The 20,306-nt window shown below is 46.1% G+C and carries 18 protein-coding genes; 9 read left to right on the top strand and 9 right to left on the bottom strand.

Annotated features, from left to right (window positions below):
• Positions 1–195 precede the first annotated feature (195 nt).
• The 8 genes from recJ (at position 196) to mazG (ending at position 9,043) form a co-directional block, all read left to right on the top strand.
• Positions 196–1,917 carry a single-stranded-DNA-specific exonuclease RecJ gene (gene recJ / locus NO989_RS16355; RefSeq protein ID WP_171338340.1) on the top strand — a complete coding sequence of 574 codons (1,722 nt, stop codon included), beginning with the start codon at positions 196–198 and terminating at the stop codon, positions 1,915–1,917.
• Between the two features lie 78 nt (positions 1,918–1,995).
• On the top strand, positions 1,996–2,277 hold the full coding sequence (locus tag NO989_RS16360; protein WP_014997360.1) for a hypothetical protein: 282 nt from the start codon (positions 1,996–1,998) through the stop codon (positions 2,275–2,277).
• 55 nt (positions 2,278–2,332) lie between these two features.
• A complete protein-coding gene (recO, locus tag NO989_RS16365; RefSeq protein ID WP_342340344.1) occupies positions 2,333–3,046 on the top strand; it encodes a DNA repair protein RecO in 714 nt (237 codons plus the stop codon).
• Positions 3,047–3,211: 165 nt separating this feature from the next.
• The gene (gene pdxJ, locus NO989_RS16370) at positions 3,212–3,949 is read left to right on the top strand and encodes a pyridoxine 5'-phosphate synthase (RefSeq protein WP_278711980.1); all 738 of its coding nucleotides are present in this window, start codon (positions 3,212–3,214) and stop codon (positions 3,947–3,949) included.
• Positions 3,950–3,976: 27 nt separating this feature from the next.
• Entirely contained in the window at positions 3,977–4,357 is a 381-nt protein-coding gene (gene acpS / locus NO989_RS16375) for a holo-ACP synthase (RefSeq protein WP_168462894.1), read from the top strand.
• A gap of 101 nt (positions 4,358–4,458) precedes the next feature.
• Complete coding sequence (rlmD, locus tag NO989_RS16380) at positions 4,459–5,919, top strand: 23S rRNA (uracil(1939)-C(5))-methyltransferase RlmD (protein ID WP_278711981.1); 1,461 nt, start codon at positions 4,459–4,461, stop codon at positions 5,917–5,919.
• Positions 5,920–5,931: 12 nt separating this feature from the next.
• Positions 5,932–8,115, top strand: a complete 2,184-nt coding sequence (gene relA, locus NO989_RS16385) for a GTP diphosphokinase (RefSeq protein WP_069943772.1) — start codon at positions 5,932–5,934, stop codon at positions 8,113–8,115.
• A complete protein-coding gene (mazG, locus tag NO989_RS16390; RefSeq protein ID WP_371342891.1) occupies positions 8,093–9,043 on the top strand; it encodes a nucleoside triphosphate pyrophosphohydrolase in 951 nt (316 codons plus the stop codon). Before relA ends, mazG begins: the two co-directional genes overlap by 23 nt.
• A 92-nt stretch (positions 9,044–9,135) precedes the next feature.
• Here mazG and NO989_RS16395 read toward each other — a convergent pair whose 3' ends face one another.
• Together NO989_RS16395 and NO989_RS16400 are read right to left on the bottom strand one after the other, a co-directional pair.
• Positions 9,136–10,344, bottom strand: coding sequence for a PepSY-associated TM helix domain-containing protein (locus NO989_RS16395; RefSeq protein WP_371342892.1), 1,209 nt, complete (start codon positions 10,342–10,344; stop codon positions 9,136–9,138).
• Between the two features lie 185 nt (positions 10,345–10,529).
• The gene (locus tag NO989_RS16400; RefSeq protein ID WP_168462897.1) at positions 10,530–12,686 is read right to left on the bottom strand and encodes a TonB-dependent siderophore receptor; all 2,157 of its coding nucleotides are present in this window, start codon (positions 12,684–12,686) and stop codon (positions 10,530–10,532) included.
• Between the two features lie 385 nt (positions 12,687–13,071).
• On the opposite strand from NO989_RS16400, the gene NO989_RS16405 reads away from it, so the two are divergent.
• A complete protein-coding gene (locus tag NO989_RS16405) occupies positions 13,072–13,440 on the top strand; it encodes a YbaN family protein (protein WP_039224923.1) in 369 nt (122 codons plus the stop codon).
• 5 nt (positions 13,441–13,445) lie between these two features.
• Here the strand turns inward: NO989_RS16405 and NO989_RS16410 are convergent, their stop codons facing one another.
• The 7 genes from NO989_RS16410 to NO989_RS16440 form a co-directional block, all read right to left on the bottom strand.
• On the bottom strand, positions 13,446–14,612 hold the full coding sequence (locus tag NO989_RS16410) for a hydroxymethylglutaryl-CoA reductase (RefSeq protein ID WP_371342893.1): 1,167 nt from the start codon (positions 14,610–14,612) through the stop codon (positions 13,446–13,448).
• A 207-nt stretch (positions 14,613–14,819) separates the two neighbouring features.
• Entirely contained in the window at positions 14,820–15,467 is a 648-nt protein-coding gene (locus NO989_RS16415) for a hypothetical protein (RefSeq protein ID WP_371342894.1), read from the bottom strand.
• 187 nt (positions 15,468–15,654) lie between these two features.
• A complete protein-coding gene (locus tag NO989_RS16420) occupies positions 15,655–16,356 on the bottom strand; it encodes a tetratricopeptide repeat protein (RefSeq protein ID WP_371342895.1) in 702 nt (233 codons plus the stop codon).
• A gap of 15 nt (positions 16,357–16,371) precedes the next feature.
• Complete coding sequence (locus NO989_RS16425) at positions 16,372–17,217, bottom strand: SDR family oxidoreductase (protein WP_371342896.1); 846 nt, start codon at positions 17,215–17,217, stop codon at positions 16,372–16,374.
• Between the two features lie 65 nt (positions 17,218–17,282).
• Positions 17,283–17,954: a TenA family transcriptional regulator gene (locus NO989_RS16430; protein ID WP_014975712.1), complete on the bottom strand. Its 672-nt coding sequence runs from the start codon at positions 17,952–17,954 to the stop codon at positions 17,283–17,285.
• Between the two features lie 3 nt (positions 17,955–17,957).
• Positions 17,958–19,472, bottom strand: coding sequence for an AMP-binding protein (locus NO989_RS16435; RefSeq protein ID WP_061439588.1), 1,515 nt, complete (start codon positions 19,470–19,472; stop codon positions 17,958–17,960).
• Entirely contained in the window at positions 19,462–20,205 is a 744-nt protein-coding gene (locus NO989_RS16440) for a thermostable hemolysin (protein WP_061486929.1), read from the bottom strand. The genes NO989_RS16435 and NO989_RS16440 overlap by 11 nt, the downstream gene beginning before the upstream one ends.
• Positions 20,206–20,306 lie beyond the last annotated feature (101 nt).

Raw genomic sequence — 20,306 nt, forward strand, 5'->3', positions numbered from 1 at the left:
TTTTTTTGTTTTCTGCGGTATGATTCGTCCTCATATTTTCTAGCGTTTTTTCGTACAGTTTTGCTTTGCAGTTCACTCGGGCGTTTACTTGGAATCTGCACTAATTATCAAGTGTCCCGACTCCAGTCTTTTTATTTAAAGCCTATTTGAACTGGCATCGACAACTGCATTTACAGTATTGGTTAGTGGTATTTCATGATTTTGCCTATTGTTCGCCGTGAGGTTACCGGCGCCTCGCTTAGTTCCGACTTACATCCTGTTATCGATAGAATTTATCGCGGTCGTAATATTGCGAATTTAGATGACTTGGAGAATGGTCTAAAAGGGCTAACACACTTCAATGTTTTGAAGGGCATGCCGCAGGCCGCGCAAATTCTCGCCAATGCTGTTGTGCAAAATAAACGTATTATTATTGTGGGCGATTTTGATGCCGACGGAGCAACCAGTACATCGGTATGTATATTGGCGCTTCGAGCCATGGGCTATCACAACGTTGATTTTCTTGTACCTAACCGCTTTGACTTTGGTTACGGACTTAGCGTGCCTATTGTGGATGAAGCTGCCAAACAGGGCGCAGAGGTTATTGTCACAGTGGACAATGGCATTTCCTGTATTGACGGTGTGACCCATGCAAAGTCGTTGGGAATGCAGGTTGTTGTTACCGATCACCATTTGCCAGGCGATGTTCTACCTCCTGCTGATGCGATAGTAAATCCTAACCAACCTGGCTGTGAATTCCCGTCTAAAAATTTGGCTGGCGTTGGCGTTGCCTTTTACATCATGCTAGCACTTAAAGCCGAGTTACAGCAGCAAGGGCATTTTGAAAGAGCGGGGTTAGCGCCACCAAACCTAGCGTCGCTACTTGATATTGTTGCGGTTGGCACCGTGGCCGATGTAGTAGTGCTGGATAAAAACAACCGAATTTTAGTTCATCAAGGCCTTCAGCGGATTCGGGCGGGTAAGTGTCGACCTGGCATTAAAGCATTGGTCGAAGTAGCGAATCGCGATTGCGCTCACTTAACCTCAACTGACTTAGGCTTTGTGGTTGGGCCAAGGCTTAATGCCGCGGGTCGATTAGACGACATGTCGCAAGGCATTGCGTGCTTATTAGAAGATGAAACCATTCAAGCGCGAATGATCGCTGCGGAACTCGATGCGCTTAATAAAGAACGCCGTGAAATTGAGACCGGCATGAAAGCACAAGCGGAAACCGTACTAGAGCAAATGGCGCTGGATGAAGGCGATATGCCAAGCGCACTGGTGGTTTATCGCGAAGACTTTCACCAAGGGGTTATTGGTATTGTGGCAGGGCGTTTGAAAGAGAAATATCTTAAGCCTGTTATCGCTTTTGCCCATCAAGACGACGAGATTATTAAAGGTTCGGCACGCTCAATTCCTGGCGTGCACATTCGCGATGTACTTGATGAAGTTAATACGCGCTACCCTGGCGTTATCGAAAAATTTGGCGGGCATGCCATGGCTGCTGGATTAAGCTTGCCCGTAGCTAAGCTTCAAGACTTCGAGCAGGCTTTTGTTGATATTGCGCGAGCGCACATGGCAAAGCTTGATGGAAATCATGCTTTACTTTCCGACGGTGACTTGTCATCGAAAGAGCTGTGTTTACCCTTTGCGCATTTACTGCGTCAAGCAGGTCCGTTTGGACAGGGCTTTGAATCACCGCTATTCGATGGTGAATTTGCACTACTTGACCAGCGCTTAGTTGGCCAAAAGCACTTAAAAATGGTGTTGAAAAGTGACGGTGCTAACGAGGTCGATGCTATTGCGTTCAACGTTGATTTAAAATCATGGCCGAATGCCATGGTCAAACGCGTGCATATTGCCTATCGACTTGATATCAACGTATTTCGCGGTCAGGAAACCGTGCAACTTATTGTCGAGCAAATAGAAGCGCGTTAGCAGAAGTAAGCTCACACGCAGAAAAAAGCCAATAACCCTAACAGACGATAAGCGCAAAGTAGGAAAGAAGAGGCAAAGGTGAAAAGCGAAAGACAAAAGCTGGTGGAAAAGCATAGTCAGCTGAATCAAACCGACAATGCTAAAGTGATTTCCCACGTTCAGCGGGAAGAGAAAGACAGCGACTGGGTACGCCACACCATTATGCTAGAAGGTATTGATGTCCCTTTTATCTATCGGCGTAAACAGCAATACCAAAGCTTAAAAGGCGCGCGAGTGAACGTAACCTACTATCGCCACGTTGAAGAGGTGGCTGGCATTGAGTTTGAAACCATGAAAGTGGTACGAATTAAGCGCAGCTGATATTAACGTTGCCAGCGGTAACACTTTGGCCACAATCAAAACACAGTGAGCAACAATGAATAATGAATGGTTAAATGCCTATGTACTGCATAGACGCCCTTACAGGGAGACCAGCTATATTGTTGACTTTTTTACCCTAGAAGAAGGGCGTGTTAGTGCGGTAGCGAAAGGGGTGAAGAATAGTAAATCTGACAAGAAAAGCCTGCTTCAACCTTTTCAGCATCTTCGTTTACAGTTAAGCGGTAAGTCAGAGTTAAAAAACTTACGTCACGTTGAAAGCGTTTCGCCTTCTATCAACCTAGTGGGCACGGCGTTATTTTGCGCCATGTACGTTAACGAGCTAACTAATCGCATTATGCCGGCAGGGCTTGCCAGCGATGGCGTTCACAACGCTTATGAAAATGCGCTGCTGTCTCTTCGAGATGAAAGCGACATAGAAGTGACCTTACGTCAGTTCGAATTTGCACTACTTGATGAAATGGGGTTGTTGCCCGACTTCACCACCGACGTCGAGTACGAATTGCCCATAGAAGAAACCGGTAGTTATCATTTTCAGATAGACGCAGGGTTCGTGCGACTGCCTGACGATATGGCTGGTCCCCGCGGTATGCGAGGCTTTCCTGGACTAGCGCTGCTTAGTTTATCACAGGGGGAATTTACGCCGCTTAGTAAAAAAGTGGCTAAGGTGCTTTGCCGGGACTTGCTGAAGCCGCTAATTGGTGAAAAGCCACTTAAAAGCCGCGAGCTTTTTATGCCCAAACCGCGGTAATAGCATTAAATTATTTTCTCTTAACTCAAACGCTTAATAAGCACGTTCTACAAAAAAATTTGCTACAATTGCGACTTTCCTTAAAAGGGTATTTTTACCCTTAAAGCAACGTATTAAACAGGAAGAGCAGGCCTCTTCTATCGCTCTTACAGGTTAGGTGGTGAAATGAGCACGATTTTATTAGGCGTTAACATCGACCATATTGCAACGCTGCGCAATGCGCGCGGTACGCATTACCCAGATCCAGTGCACGCAGCGGATATTGCCGAGCGTGCAGGTGCAGACGGCATTACTGTTCATTTACGTGAAGACCGCCGTCACATTAAAGACCGCGATGTACGCATTTTAGCGCAGACCATTAATACCCGACTTAATTTGGAAATGGCGGTAACCGATGAAATGCTGGCAATTGCCGAAGAAGTGAAGCCTGTTTTTTGTTGCTTAGTACCAGAAAAGCGCGAAGAGCTGACTACCGAAGGTGGTCTTGATGTAGCAGGGAATTTTGAAAACATCAAAGCGGCGTGCGAGCGACTCGCTAATGCTAACATTTTGGTGTCGTTATTTATTGATGCAGACAAAGCGCAAATTGACGCGGCCGCAGCATGTAACGCCCCTTACATCGAAATTCATACAGGCCAATATGCAGAAGCCACCAGCGAAGAAGAACAGCATAAAGAGCTAGCGCGTTTAGTTGAAGGTATCGAGTATGCCAATAGCTTAGGGCTTAAAGTGAATGCAGGTCACGGCTTGCACTATCACAATGTTAAGCCTATTGCGGCTATCCCTCAGTTAATCGAACTTAATATTGGCCACGCTATCATTGCTCGCGCCGCGTTTGATGGCCTTCATACGGCTGTAGCTGATATGCGTAAACTTATGCTAGAAGCACGAGCGGGCATTTAACCTTAGATTCAAAAGGGTGTAGATAACGTGGCGATTGCAGGGCTAGGTACTGACATTGTAGAGATAGCGCGACTTGGTAAAGGCGATGGCGCTAATGAACGCTTAGCCAAGCGAGTACTTACGCCTGCCGAGTGGCAGCAGTTCAGCGAACACGGTACACCAGTTCGCTTCTTAGCCAAACGTTTTGCCGCCAAGGAAGCGGCAGTGAAGGCCCTTGGTACAGGGATTGGAAACGGGATCAGCTGGCAGCATATAGAAGTGCGCAATAACGATTTAGGTGCGCCAGAGCTTCATTTTTCTGGCGAGTTTGCCGCAATGTGCAAAAACCGAGGTATCACGCGAAGCGTGGTCAGTATTTCAGATGAGCAGCATTATGCTGTCGCCACCGTTATACTAGAGACTGAATAGAGCAACTGCCCCTAACCCACTTAGGCAACTTCTATTTGGTGAGCGCGCGCAAAAACCTCTACTAACATCAAACGACGTAAAGCAAGTAACCGGAGTCACACTTGGCAAACCTTTTTAAACAATCTCGTAGCAAGCAAAAAGGCAAAACGTCGCTTACTGAGCGTGGCGCTTCAAAAAAAGGGAATGCCAGAGCCAACGCGCAGGTCGCAGGACTTCGATTTGGGAAAAGCAAAAAAGCAGCGGATACCAGTGAATGTCAAAAGCCTAACACGGTCACCATTGAAGATTTGGACTGGATGGGCAATGGCGTAGTGCGCGGCAATCCGATGGTATTTGTTGAAGGTGCCCTTGTCGGGGAAACCTGCGACATAGAGGTGCTATCTAGCAAAAAGAAAGTCATTAACGCCAGGGCGACAAACATTCACTCGCCAAGTGATGCAAGACAAGCGCCTTTTTGCCCTGTGTTTGATGCATGTGGTGGGTGTCAGCTACAGCACATAAAGCCTGACGCTGCCCTTGAGCAACGTGACCGTGCTCTTAAAGTGATGATGGAACGCCAGCTTTCAATGAAGCCAAATGTTTGGCAAGCACCTTTAGCAGGGCCTCGCCCTCAATATCGCAGGAAAGCAAGACTGGCTATAGATGCCCGCAACCCCAATCAAATTAAGTTGGGCTTTCGTGAAGCAAATAGCAGTAACGTTATCAATGTAGAAACCTGCCCAATACTGGTCGACCCGCTATCTAAACTTATTGGCCCTTTACGAGATGCGCTTACAGGGTTCGAGTCAGCGCGTCATATTGGGCATATCAGCCTTATTGCAGGCGACAACACCTCACATCTTGTTATTAAACACACCAAAGCCCTTGAAGCTGAGCTTATTGATGCAGTGAGCGAATTGATGAACACGAGTTCATCAGTTGGTGTCTGCGGTATTGAATTAAAGCTTGAAAATAAGCAGGGGCAAATTCGCAGTGTGGGCCGTGGTATTGATATGGTGATGAACACGGTAAATGGCTGCTCAATTTCACCTAGTGCTAACGACTTTATTCAAATTAATAAAGTGGTTAACGAAAAAATGGTTAATCAGGCAATAGGTTGGCTAAACCCAAAGCCCAGCGAACGTATCGCTGATTGGTTTAGCGGGCTGGGCAATTTTACTTTACCTATTGCTAAGTTAGGTGCAAAGGTTCAGGCGGTAGAAGGTGTGGCAGAGATGGTGCGCCGCGCCAAAGACAATGCACAGCAACAGGGCATTGAAAATGTAGAGTGGCTGCATTTAGATTTGGCTGATAAGACCAACGTCGAGGCTTCATTACAGCTGGGCTTTGATAAGGTACTACTCGACCCCTCAAGAGAAGGGGCGTTGACCGTTTGTCATGCGCTTGTAAAAGCACTACCAAAAACGATAGTGTATGTTTCTTGCAACCCAAGTACGTTTTCTAGAGACGCGAAGGTGTTGATAGAGGGAGGTTATGAAATGGAAAAAGCGGGCGTAGCAGAAATGTTCCCCTTCACCCATCACATGGAAATGATGGCCTTGTTTACGCGAAAGCAGCAGTAACGAGTAAAGGATATGGTATCGACAAGAAAGGTCCACCAAGCCGACCGACCACCCTTTGAAGCGTGGTTAGATAGCCTTGAGTTAAGTGCAGAAACAAAAGAAAAACTAAGTGCAGTGTCATCTATTCCCGAGCGACTGTTGGTTGGTCAGGAAATGGTTGAGATTTTGTGTCAGCTCAATATGGATGACGCAACGCTTCAGGCAGCCTTGGTTTTTCCATATTGCGAACAGCACGCCTTAAGTGAAGACGATATTTATGAAGAATTCGGCGGGGAAATACGCGACCTGATCGTTGGCGTGCGCCGAATGGATGCCATCAAGTCGTTACATGCGCGTAAAGTAAAAGGCTCTGGCTTTGCAGAAAAGTCGGACGAACAGCACATAGACAGTATTCGTCGTATGCTGCTGGCGATGGTAGAAGACGTGCGTGCCGTTGTGATCAAAATGGCAGAACGCATTTGTGCATTGCAACAAGTTAAAAAAGCCGACGAAGAAACCCGCGTTATGGTGGCCCGCGAATGCGCTAGCATCTATGCGCCATTGGCAAACCGTTTGGGCATTGGTCAATTAAAGTGGGAGCTTGAAGACCTTGCGTTTCGCTATCTACACCCCATCACCTACAAGCAAATAGCTCATCAGCTTGACGGCAAGCGCCGAGAGCGTGCCGAGTACATAGAAACCATAGTAGGCGACTTGCAAGGCTTGCTTGATAGCGAAGAAATTCGCGCAGAGGTTTACGGCCGTCCTAAGCATATATTCAGCATTTGGAAAAAAATGCAGAAAAAGCGCCTTACGTTTGAGCAGCTTTTTGATATTCGTGCGGTGCGTATTATTGCCGAGCGACTTCAAGACTGTTACGCCGCGCTTGGTACGGTTCACGCCAGCTATAAGCACCTACCGAACGAATTCGACGACTACATTGCAACCCCAAAACCTAATGGTTACCAGTCTATTCACACGGTTATCGTGGGGCCTGAAGGGAAGTCGGTAGAGATTCAAATTCGCACGCAGAAAATGCATCAGGATGCAGAATTGGGTGTGGCTGCTCACTGGAAATATAAAGAGGGCAGTACGGGCAAGCAGTCAGGCTATGACGAGCGTATAAACTGGCTTCGTCGCATATTAGCGTGGCAAGAGGAAGTGGCCGAATCTGGCGATTTAGTTGAAGAACTTCGCAGCCAGGTGTTTGACGATAGGGTGTATGTGTTCACACCAAAAGGCGATGTTATTGACCTTCCCCAAGGCGCTACGCCGCTTGATTTTGCTTACTATATTCACAGTAATGTGGGACATCGCTGTATTGGCGCAAAAGTGAATGGGCGAATAGTCCCTTTCACTTATTTACTGCAAAGTGGCGACCAGATAGAAGTACTTACCGGAAAAGAGCCAAACCCAAGTCGCGACTGGATGCACCCAGGTCTTGGCTATGTGCATTCATCACGGGCGCGTGCCACTATCCATTCCTTCTTTAAAAAGCAGGACAGAGACAAAAACCTTGCTGCCGGTAAAGAGCTGCTAGAACGCGAACTTCAGCGTGCCCACTTACCTGCCAAAGTACCTAATGAAGCATTTGAGAAGTTTAACTTACAAACCCTCGATGACTTGTACACTGCGGTAGGTGCCGGTGATGTACGCGTTATGCAGGTGATTAACTTTATTCATCACTTGCAGGAGCCCCCAGCCCCAGAACCCGAAATTAGTCCTAAGGTTAAAACGCGCAAAACTGCGGCCGGGACGGGCAAAAAAGATGCAGTGGTGGTGCAGGGCGTGGGTCACTTAATGAGCCAGCTGGCGAACTGCTGTAAGCCGGTTCCCGGCGAAGCGATTTTAGGCTATATCACACAAGGCCGTGGTGTAAGCGTTCATAAAGAAAACTGCGACCAGCTGCAACACTTGTTGTCACAGCACCCTGAGCGTCAGATAGAAGTGAATTGGTCACAAGAGCTTAAAGTAGGTTTTGAGACGGGTATTGATATATTTTGTCACGATAGAACTGGCCTGTTGCGCGATATTACTACGGTATTGGCGAATGAAAACGTGCCTCTTCTAGGCGTGAACAGCCTAAGTGATAAAAATAGACAGACGGCGCTTATCACTATTTCGATAGAGGTGCACGATCTCGATACGGTGTCTAAAGTGTTAACCCGATTGCGACAGCTTAAAGGCGTGACCGATGCAAAACGCAAACAAAGCTAAGCTTAGCGAAATGCAGCGGCTGCTTAAAATTATGGCGCAGCTGCGCGACCCGCAATCTGGGTGCCCGTGGGATGTAAAACAAACCATGGAAAGCCTAATTCGCTACACCATAGAAGAAGCCTACGAAGTGGCCGATGCTATTGCCAATGGTGATATGCACGACATTAAAGATGAGTTGGGTGATTTGCTGTTTCAAGTGGTGTTCTACGCACAGATAGCCAGTGAATCGCGTGCATTTTCTTTTGACGATGTGGCGAAAAGCATTAGTGATAAGCTTGTGCGTCGCCACCCTCATGTGTTTGCGAACGCGCTTGCATCTGAGGGCGTTGGTGACACAAATGAAAACGTCAAGGTCGAACGTACCCTATTGAGTGACAGTGCTTTAAACGCGCAGTGGGATGCTATCAAAGCCCAGGAAAAGCAGCTTAAAAAGCAGCGTTTAAAGCAAGACAACGAAGCAATAGAAAACAGTATTCTAGATAATGTGCCTAAAGGTATGCCGGCACTTATGTACGCGCAAAAGCTGCAGAAAGCCTGTGCAAAGGTAGGATTTGATTGGCCTGATGCCGTACCTGTCATAGATAAAGTGCGTGAGGAAGTGGAAGAGATTCAGCAAGAGCTGGATTTCAAACAGCGAGCACAGGGGGCTTTGAATACTGGTGTTTCGCCTTTAAACAGTGGCGTGCCCGACAACCAACAAGCCATTGAAGAAGAGATTGGCGATGCGCTTTTTGCCATGGTTAATCTGGCAAGACATTGCAAGGTAGATGCTGAAACCGCACTTAGAAACGCCAGTAACAAGTTTGCCAACCGTTTTAAAGGCGTAGAGCGCTTAGCGGCTGAACAGGGCGACAAGCTCGACGCATTGACGCTTGATGAAATGGAAGCGCTGTGGCAGCAGGTCAAGCAGTCGTCTAACACTAAGTAATTATACGTCGCAGCATACTAAAAGCGCTGCTTAGACTGATAACGTGAATGCCGTGCTGGTGCTGAGGTATGTGAGTCTTCAGTTTGGACGAATTACAAATACCGCTGCAGCCAAAAGACAAAATAGACTAGTGCCAGAAGTAAGATGGGCAGCGTTCGCTTTTGTGTTTTGGTTAGAGCAGAGGATTTCGTACGCTTCCAAGTCATCATCACCCCCGTTGCAGAAAGCGTTGTTAAACCAACACCAAATACAAACCAAATTAACTTAGTCAAAAGCCCACCGAAGTATCCAAAGTGCAGTGGGTCTGCGTATTCATTGAGGTAGTTAGTCCAGGCCATACTTTTGGGCTCTTGTACGCCAACAATACGCTGATTGGTTATATCAATATCTACTTTATGCGCGCGCTCACGTAGTAAAGGGTTATTGCCTATACCTGTGAATCGCAGTGCTGCTGTTTCTGAGGTAGGAAATAGTACACCGGTGATCTGCCAGTCCTCAATGGCTTGCGAAGCCTTCTGAAACGCACTGGAAAACTGCGTGATTGATACAGGGTTAACTTGCTCATAATTTGAAATGACGGTGGCCTTAGGTGGGCGAGGTTCAAATCGATTACCTGCAACTGCAGCACCGAATTCAAATAAATACCACCAACTGGTTATAACAATGACAATGAAAAACCAGAGGCTCCACAGCCCAAGCAGTTTATGAAGGTCGCTCAGTAGTATTCTTGGGCCTTGGTTTAGGCGGAGACGGGTAATGGCGGTTTTCCAGTTTCGGGTTGTTTTTAGGCCCGTATACAGCGAGATAGCAAGAATGAATGCGAAAAAGGTAACCGTTGGTAAGCCAAGATAATTAGGCATAAACAGATAGCGGTGAAAGTCTCGAAAGAACCGCTGAATCGTTAAAATAGGAATATCACCTGTCACTTCATAGGTGTACTGATCCACGTGGATAAAGCGGTCATGACCATCGGGGAATTCTGCTCTGACACGGTAAGTGAAATTATCATGTCCCATGGTCGAGATGGATTTTATCTTTGCTTGTTCTGCATAGTTAAGCGTAGCCTCATAGATACTGTTCCACTTAACAATTTCATCATCGACGCTGTCTAGGCTGCTAGGAGGCGTATTAAACGTGCGCATTTCCTCAAACACAAGCCAATCAATTTCATTGGATACCGTAGCAATAGTGCCCGTTGGAACAATAATAAAAAGCACAAGTGAGAGCTGAAAACCTACCCACGCGTGCAAGTTGTATAACTTCTTTAGGTACTTTCTTTGCGCGGTTTTATCGTTTGTCATGAAATACTTGTGTAAGGTAAAAGACAATCCCTGCATGGTGCAGGGAACATAGTAAAAAGCATGGCGTATAATTGAAAGAAAGAAGGGCTAAGCGCAAGAATTTAACTTAAAAGCGCTACTTATAAACAGAACTCTAAGCAGAATTCATGCGCATAGCCAATCCCGAATTTTAAAAAACGCAGTGTTTACCACTTGTAGGTGAATTCTACAAAACCGTTCCTTGGGTTTCCGGGGAAGTGACCTGTGCGCTCAATAAAGCCTGATTCGGCATACTCTTTATCAAATAGGTTATCTATTCTAAATAGTACGCTGTAGTTGTCTACTTCCCAAGTTATCGACGCATCTGCAATGAAATATGACTTCACGTTCTGACCAGACAGGCTCAGTTGGTCGTCAACATAGTTTCCACCAAAGGCAAAGGCAAGATCCCACTCAGGTATTTGGTAACGCGTCCAGAAACCAAATTGATTCTGAGGCGCATTAGCGAAGCGGTCGCCGACACTATTGCTAATACCGCCACCGCCATTATCTGCAGTGATTCTTGCGTCGTTGTAGCCGTAAGCTACGCTCAAGATCCAATTTGGCGTTATGTCAGTGATAACCTCAACTTCGAATCCGTCACTGGTCACCTCACCCACGGGCGCGACATTATCAATGCCATCGCCTTCAGGGTCTTCGCCAGTAGACTGAAGGAGGTTTTGCCTAGTGATTTGATACACGGCCAATCGCAGTAAGGTGGTTTCATCGAACAGCTCTGCATTCACACCACCTTCAATAATATCTCCGGTCGTTGGTTCAAACGGTCCACCCGCCTGAACTTGCTGATTACTTACCGACTGTGGTTCGTATGAATCTGCCCATTGACCATAAAGTGAAATATTAGCGCTAATTTTATAAATACCACCAACCCTGAAGCTTACGTTTGAATCGTCGAAAATGGCACTAGACGTTTCATCTTCAAACTGGTCGTAGCGCAAACCAGCAACAAAGGTAAACTGCTCCCAAGCGAGTTCATTCAGTACGTAGGCACCGTTTCGCGTTTGCTCGGTTGTGCTCAATGGTCTGAATTGTACATTGTAGTTTTCAGACTGCGTTATACCGTAGTTAGGGTTAGTAAGCGTTAGTGGAATGATATCTGATTCAAGTGAAGTCCCGCTTAGATAACGAAGAACGAAATCCTGCTGAAAAGCCGCAGCACCTAAAAGCGCGTCCTCTTTTCCTTTATAAAGGTCAATGCCGAACGCCGTTCTATGGTCTGCACCCAACCACTCACCTGAATATACAAAGTTGGCGCCAAAGCTAAGTTGCTCTTGTTCGCGTAACTGATCTCTAAATTCACGGCCGACAAGGTCTATGTTCCCATCCCCATCGCTATCAATAAGAGCACGTGGCTCATGGTAGTTCTGCTCTTGTTCATTATCTATGTAGCGCAAACGTGTATTGTAGCTTACTGCATCGTTAAGCTGTCCTTCTAGAGAGAGCTGAACAGAGTCAGAGCGCAAATTTAGGAAGTCACTGGCTTCATTATGATTCCAGTCTGGATTTGTGAGAAAGTTACCGCTGTCGTCGACGGGCACTCCGCGCAGTCGATTAGCGCCCAAATCCTGTGAGTAATGAGTGTACTGAAGCGTTAGTAGGTGGCCTTGAAGGTCGTATGTATAGCCAGAATCGAAGATAAATACTTCACTGTCGCTGTTGTCTCGATAAGTATCTTGCTGCTCATAAAAAACACCTGCACGGGCGTTTTGGTCGTCATTAATTGCCCCATTTATTTCTGCTGAGCCTCCAAAGCGAGCATGCGAACCAGCAATTATTCTAGCGTTGGCGTCGAATTCTGACGTAGGTTTTTTTGTGACGTAGTTGAACAAGCCACCTGGCGCTCCCGGCCCATAGAGCATTCCGGCAGGGCCCTTTAAAAAGTCTACGCGCTCGATATTAAATAGTTGAGGTACGTTAAAACCTACATAAGGGTCTCCGCGTAAGCCATCGAAGAAGATTTCCTCTTGTCTGAAACCCCTGGCGGTTACACCGGCATAGCTAAATTGGCTAACACCAGCAATGTTACGATAAATATCTTTTGCATTGCGCGCACCCTGATCGCGTATCAAGCTTTCGTTGATTGTAGTGATTTGTTGGGTCGAATTAAGTGGGTTAACACTTAACTTACCTGTAGATGAGTTACCATTGCGATATAGATTGATCGCTCTACTAGTCACTACCACACGCTCTACTTGGTCGGATTTCGCGGGTAATATTTCACGTGTATCCGAAGAGGTTTCAATGTCTTGTGATAAAGCAGGGGAGGTCAACGAAGCAGCTATTAACGCGGCTAAATATTTCATTGCAAAAAAATCCAAGTGTTGTGTGATAAAAGGAGCGTGATGAAAAGCCAATACTTTAGTATAAATGATAACAGTTTTTATTATCGTTTATCTATAGTTGTATGCCATTTGTCGTGTTGTAATCAATATCAGTAAGCGAGAGTTATGGTGTGCAGCAACGTAGATGGATAGGTGTCAATTCGCATCAAAGTAAATTAGACCAATGTAGATGGAAACTTCATTATTTTGGCGTATGGTTATAGAGTAGGTTTGATTTACGACAAAGCAATGTAGATCCACTTTATCTAATATCTGAGTATAAATTTGGCATATTGGAAGGGTGTGTCGCTGGTGTTAAGTCATGACACTTACCAAGGAGTTGGACTGGATTGGGCGTTACTATTTCATGAAAAAAGTACTGTATTTATCACTCGGGTTGTTTTTTACCCTTCTAGGTATTATTGGCGCATTCTTGCCGGTAATGCCAACAACTGTTTTTTTGATAGGTGCGCTTTTTTGTTTTACTCAATCTTCACCGCGCCTTGAAAACTGGTTACTTCAACACCCTAAATATGGCCCCAGTCTTGTTGCGTGGCGAAAACATGGTGCAATTTCGAAAAAAGTGAAATGCATAGCGTGCTGCAGTATGTTGGTGAGCTTTATTCTGGTTTGCCTGTTCGCATCAATGCCTATTCCAGCGTACATAGGCATAGGTCTATTCATGGGAATAGGCGCGTACTTTGTTGTTACGCGCCCCAACGTTCCTGCTGTTTAGCGCCTTTAACGGTTCCTACCTAGTCGCTCGTGACTGCTTACCCATTCATCCGCTACAACAGCAGAACCCAGAGACAGATCGCCACATAGCACCGTCGCGGCAACAATTTCCGCAAACTTGTTAACGCTACCTCTTTCTGTGCACCCAAGTACGCTTAAACATTCATTTTGTGTAGCCAGACCCGTTCCACCTCCATAGGTAGCAACGATGAGCGATGGAATAGTAACAGAGAAGTAATAGTCACCATTTGGCATAATTTCAGCGTAGGTAAACCCCGCCGACGACTCAGCCACATTAGCGACATCTTGCCCGCAAGCGATGAACATGGCGGTAATGCCGTTAGCGAAATGCGCACCATTGTTAACGCTGCCTGCCATCAATGCGCCCATATTTGAATATTGGCGCTGTTTAAACAAAGCCTCTGGCGGGCAATGCATAATCTCCGTCATAAGTTGTTTTGGCAAGGTGATTTCTGCTACAACGCGCTTTCCGCGGGTATGCAGCGAGTTTAAGTGCGAGTGCTTTTTATCGGTATCAAGGTTTGCTGCCAACACAAAGTGTTCAATAGGGCCCGAGTAGTTTGCCTGTATCCACTCGCAGCCTGCTTTGGTAGCTTTGCTTACCATGTTTTGCCCAGCTGCATCACCGCAGGTGAAGTTGAACCTAAGCCAACGAAGCTTAGAGGCAGCATATTGTTCAATATCCCTCAGCTTGCCCACGCTGGTGGTACTATCACAGGCTTGTTTAATGGCTTCAAAGTTTTGCTCGACCCACCTGCCAAATGCGAGTGCTTCACGTGCATCGGAAAACGCGAACATAGGCGCTCGCTGCATAGCATCGTCAATAACGGTGGTCGTTATACCGCCTGCTTCTCTTGTTAGACGCATGCCTCTGCTGTAGCTGGCTGTTAGTGTACCCTCTGTTGTGGCCATTGGAACGTAGAACTCGCCTTTGGCGTGCTCTCCGTTCACTAGCATCGGGCCTGCGAAGCCAATAGGTACCTGTGCAACACCGGCGAAGTTTTCTATGTTTCCCGACAATGTTTCAGGCGGGATAGAATAGTGTCCTAAGTGATTTAGCTGGGTGCCGGTTTCGCGCGCAATAAACTCGCGGCGTGTTCGGCTCATCTCTTGGGTATAGTCGTTGTCTGAGGAACGTGGGATTTTAGGCATTGGGCCACTCCTTTTTTCTTTCATAATAGGAGTGCTGATACCGAATGAGAACTGTTTACAATTTATACATGAGGATAAGTGCCACCTATGTATGCGCTTTTTATGTAGAAAGGCGTTAAATTCACCTTTCTACACGCAAAAAGCGGGGGGGTTGCTTATTTCGAACTCATAAGCGACGCGCAATAGCCCCGCATAAAGCAAATGATACTATGCTTTTTTATCCAATTTTGCCTGAAGTATAGCAATCTCTTCTCTACGTTTTTTATCGGCTAGAGGGCGGTTGGCTTTTTCAGGCGCGTTTTGAGCACGGATTAAGAACCCTTGGGCTTCTTCGTATTCACCATCGTCGAAAAGAAACTCAGCATAAAAGAAGTTTTGGTCCATACCTTCTGGGTTAATTTCTAATGCACGCTTAAATAATTGTTTTGCCTTCTTATCGCTTCCAAAGCTAACTGGCCAGCTTGGTACTTTATGATAAAGTGCCGCTAATACAGTGAGTGCCGTCCCCTCTAATACCGCTTCCTCTTTTTCAATGGCACGTTCTAAATTTTCCTTCGCACTTTCAGCAAAGTCCAGGGCACCTAAACCGCCTTTCGCACTTGCAGTACTTGATTGAGAGATAGCTAGCCAGGTCAGTGCTTCAGCGCTATTTTCTGATTGCTCGACTAACACTTTCGCCTGCGCAATCAGTGCAGAAAATGCCTCTAATTGGGCTTCACCTTCAAGCTCATAGTTCGTTTTTGCCCACGCGTGTTGTAACGGTAGTAAATCAGGGGTGCTTGCATGAACCCTAGATATCGACAACGTAGTAATAAGGATAAAGAGAAAAGGAGAGAAGAAATTCTTTTTCTGCATGAAAAGTCGCCTTTATAAGATAGAGGTAGTTAGGAATAAACGAGATAACTCGACGAAATTGTGAGTAATTTATGAATTATCGTTGAATCGGCGGCTAATCTAACGGTATTTGCAGCGAAAATCTAATACTTGTTGAAAATGGAAAGGCAATAGGAGCATTGCCTTTCCCTGTATACTTTTGGGGTGACTAACTTTTTCTCGCTATTTTCGCTTCCAATAAAGCGATCTCTCTTTTGCGACCTGAATCTGCAATAGGGCGATCTGCGCGCGCTGGGGCGTCGAGCGCTTTCTTGGCAAACTTGAGCGCTTGCTCGTATTTACCATTATCGAACAAGTACTCGGCGTAGAAATAGTTGGGGTCTATCCCGTCAGGGTTTATTTCAAGTGCATGCTTCAGCAATTTCTCAGCTTTTTTGTCGTTACCAAAGCTAATAGGCCAACCCGGAAGCTTATGGTACAGCACGCCTAGACTGGTCATCGCTGAGCCCGAGAGTGCATTTTCATCTAGTTGCATTGCATGTTCGAAGCTCTTACGCGCATCCTTTGCGTAGTCCAGAGCACCAAGTCCCCCCTTGGCACCGGCTGTACTGGATTGAATTATGCCTTGCCAAATCAATAGCTCAGGGTTATTGGGTTCTGCCTTTACGAAAGATTTAGCGGTATTAATAAGGGCGACGAATGCTTTTTCCTTTTCTGCATCATCAAGTTCATAGTTAATATGTGCCCACTGATGCTGAAGTGTCTTTAAAGGGCTGGTTGCTGTTTCGCTTAAGGCTGATGTCGGCGCTGTACTTTCTGTGACTTCGTTAGCTTGAGCCAAAGCAGTATTACTTAATGCCAAACCGAGTCCCAGAATTGCTGTGGCGCTAAGCGTGGTTAATTTCTTCATAATAATGTCCTCGTGTTAAACCAGCTTGTTACCCAGGCGGGTATCGTTTTGAGCGCTGGTCTGTTTGTCTTGTGATTTCGTTTTTTGAAAGGCATAGCGTTTAATTGTTGGAAGTTTCTTTGCCAACGCATTGTCAACAACACTGGGAACTAGCGCGTTAAGCTTGGCAAAAAAGCGTTCAGCATGTCCTAGCGCGACCCTTGGCAAATTGTTTTCTAACTGTTTAATGAATGCTTGTGCTACTGCATCAGGCTCGTCTGTCTGGTTGCCCAATGCCTCATTTAGCGCATTAGCGCGATCGTCATTTATATCGGTACGCGTTGCGCGTGGCGCTAGATAGTGAAATTTAATTTTGCTATCGCTGAATTCTCTGTGCATCGCTTCCGTCCAGCCTTTCAAAGCGAATTTAGTTGCGCAGTAGGTTCCGTGCGCAGCAAAACCTATGCTTCCAAAAGCTGAGCCTACATTCACGACATGCGCAGACGGTCTACGTTCGAGTAACGGCAGTAGGCGTTGGGTTAGTAGCATCGGAGCCAGCATATTTGTCGACACAATTGACTCGACTGGGGTGCCCTCAAACTCGCCCACATAGGTAATGCCAGCATTGTTAACCAGAATACTTAAAGGAAGTCGTTGGCAGGCACTTACTACTCTATCTTTGCCTTCATCTGACGTAATGTCAGCCACAATGGCAGTATGATGAAGGGTTAAATTTTGTTGCAGCTGTTCGAGCTTCGCCTTACTTCTGCCAGTTAGGATAATGTGCGCGCCTTTTTCATCAAGCGCCTTGGCTATTGCTTGACCAATACCGCCAGTTGCACCTGTAAGAAGTACCACTTGATTACGCCACTGAATATTCATTGTAGTTACCTTAACGTGTTATCAATTTACCTCGGGGGATAAGCACCAGAGGTAAACCCTTGAATTCAAGCAACCTGTTCCAGACCGTGTTCAGGTGTTAATTCGCGAAAGATATCTCCGTATAAGCGATAAAACATGTTCGCGCTGTGAATGATCATTTGCTGCTCTTTGGGGTCAGTAATTTTGTTCATAAGCCCTTCAAAGAAAACAATGTGCTCTTGGTCTAGCGCACCGTGAGAGGTAAGGTATTTAAACGCTGATTTAGGCAGAGATAACTTGTCTTTGATTTGTTTTGCAGCCGCGTCGGCAAGCGCAATACTTGTACCCTCTAAAACGAATACCATGCCGAAGAAATACAGTGGGCTTTTGCGTGCTATTGCATCAAAAGCATAGGCAACCATTAATTCGGTGGCGGGTGCAGGCTGACTTATCCTCGCCTGTTCTTTATCAACGCCACAGGCTGCAAGGTCGTTAAGGATCCACTCTTGGTGACCCATTTCTTCTTCAATGTATTCACCAATTGCTTCTCTTAGCCATTCCTTATCTTCGTTGAGTTTGGCACCTGTAGCCATAAGCAGGGGAACAGTAAACTTAACGTGATGATAAGCCTGTTGAAGAAAGGCAATATAGTCGTTCAGATTAAAATCACCGTTAAAGCAGCGTTGTATAATCGGCGCCTGTAAGAATGACTGTCTGGCATGTTCGGTGTTGCTTTGAAGTTGCTGATAGAAATTCATAAATTATTCCTTGATAACAAATTGAGAAGAAAATGCTGTTGTACTTTGAACGCTGTATTGGTGTTGGTCTTGGCTCTGGTAGAGCATGTCTAAGTCAGTCGCGTAGCGGGTAATTATTGCGTCACGTTTCAGTTTTCCCGTTGGGGTAAGCAGTTGGTTTTCTGGCGTGCAAAGACCGATGGTGGCGAAATTAACAACTTGCGCATAGTCAGGTAACTGCTTATTGATAAGCGCCACGGCGCTTTGAATCTGTGTATTAGAAAGAGTATTGGAAGCGGGTACGAGGAGCGCGACACAGTAGGGTTTAGCTTCGCAATACACCAAAGCCTGCCTAAACAGTCCTGTTCCCAGCAATAAAGATTCAATCCACTCTGGCGATACGTTTCTACCAAAGCTGTTCACCATTATGTTTTTTATACGCCCATTCAGCGTAAGTGTGTTGTCAGAAAAGGCGCCTAAATCGCCGGTTCTGACCTGGGTCGGATAAAATGAGGAAGGTTGATTCAGATAGCCCAGAAAGTGGTTGCCTGTAACTACGATTTCACCCTCTTCGATGTGCAGTTGATTATGACCAAGCGTTTTTCCGGCACTGCCGATCGTATTGCAATTGGGCGTGTTCAATGTTGATACTGATACCGCTTCAGATAAGCCATAACCTTCAAATACTGGTAATCCCTTCGCTTGGGCTTGCGCCAGCAAAGTGGGCGCTACATGTGCACCGCCAACAGCAATGAACATTAGTGATGAAGGTGGTGTCCAGCCCTTATTACATGCCTGTACTAGCACCATTAGCAAGTCGGGCACCAAAATCACAGACGATGGTTGAACGCGGTCTATCAGTGACAGCAGTGCGTTTGGATTAACGAGTTTGCTTCCTTGAAATCCGCGCTCAGATGCTGTGGCTAAATAAACTGTGCCGCCGTGGTACAGAGGGGCGTAAACACCTGCAATATTTTCAAGTAGGGTAGACAATGGCAGTAAACACAGGTGGTTCACTATTTCTGGTTGAACAGCGCGCTCAATAGAATGGGCAACTTTCCATTGCGATTCAGTTGACAGGCACACGCCTTTCGGTGAGCCCGTAGAGCCAGAAGTAAAGGTTATTTTGTTAGTACCTACAGGTGTGTATACACGAGAGTCATGTTTGAGTGGATGAGCGACAATGTCGTGTTCGCTATCAATAACAGTCGGTGACTCACTCCATTCACTTAGTTCACCACCGCGATTGGTCAATAAAAAGTGACACTGGCTCTCATTTAATACATGTTCTTGTTGGGAAGCGGTAAAAAATAGCGGAACGGGGATACAGCAGACGTTAGCCTGTTGGCAGGCTAAATCAGCAATCACCCATGCAAAGCTATTGTCGAAGGCAATGCCCACCCTCTCGGCATTGTGGTTTGTTATCCAGCTTGCGAGGTTCTCGACAGCGCTCAAAAGGGTGCGGTAAGTCATTGAACCGTCTTTGTATTTCAGCGCAACGTCATCGTCGTGCCCGTTTATATACTGATTAAGCAACATACGCTGTTTCCTTTTTTGTGCAGATATTTTGCGTTAACGCATCCACATTTGCGGAAATAAGCTCAATTGCACGTTGGTAATGAGCATTAAGTTCAGGGCAGCCAATAATGTGTTGGGTTACGTGATGTAGCGACAGGGCAGTAACCTGAGGAGCGGTGTCATAATAGGTGCCCCAGTCATCGCTATTCCCTTGAAGTTTTGACACATCGGCTTTAACAAGGGGGTGGAGTTGAATACCCGCGCCCATGAGTAAAGAGGTAAGCTGTGAGGTCGCACTGAAAACCAGATATTTGCTACCACATCGTTTTAAAACGAAGAACAGGGCAAATAACAAGGGGAGGGTATAGCGCGATGCACTGCTAAAAAGGTTACCAACTTCAGCAATATGCGCTCTGTTTACGGTTATCCCTTGTAAGGTGAGGGCAGTTTCTACCGAAGTGTTAAGGTATTGCTCTATAAAAAGAGAATTATACTGACCATCATAGGTGGCAAATCTTGCGCCTGCGGTGGCTTTAACTCCCTTAGCATCAAGAGCAAACAGCATAGGCATAAAGGAAGTCACTCGCGCGTTGTAGCGAGCTTTAAAACCACTCGCTATAAACGCTTCAATACGGCGGCGGGCATTATGTCCATGTTTTGCCGCGATAAAGGTTATAGCGGGCTTTTCCTTTGAGACAATCGCAGATTGCTGACTAGCAACCTGGGTTGGAACAGAAGCTAAAACGTGACTCATAAACATGCTCATTGGTTTTGCGATGTTATGAGTATTTACGCGAGACCTTAAGAGAACCTTAAGTGGGAAAAACTTTTATAAATGTCAGCCCAAAATGTTAA

Source organism: Alteromonas sp. DY56-G5, from assembly GCF_041414725.1.
Lineage (GTDB): Bacteria > Pseudomonadota > Gammaproteobacteria > Enterobacterales > Alteromonadaceae > Alteromonas > Alteromonas macleodii.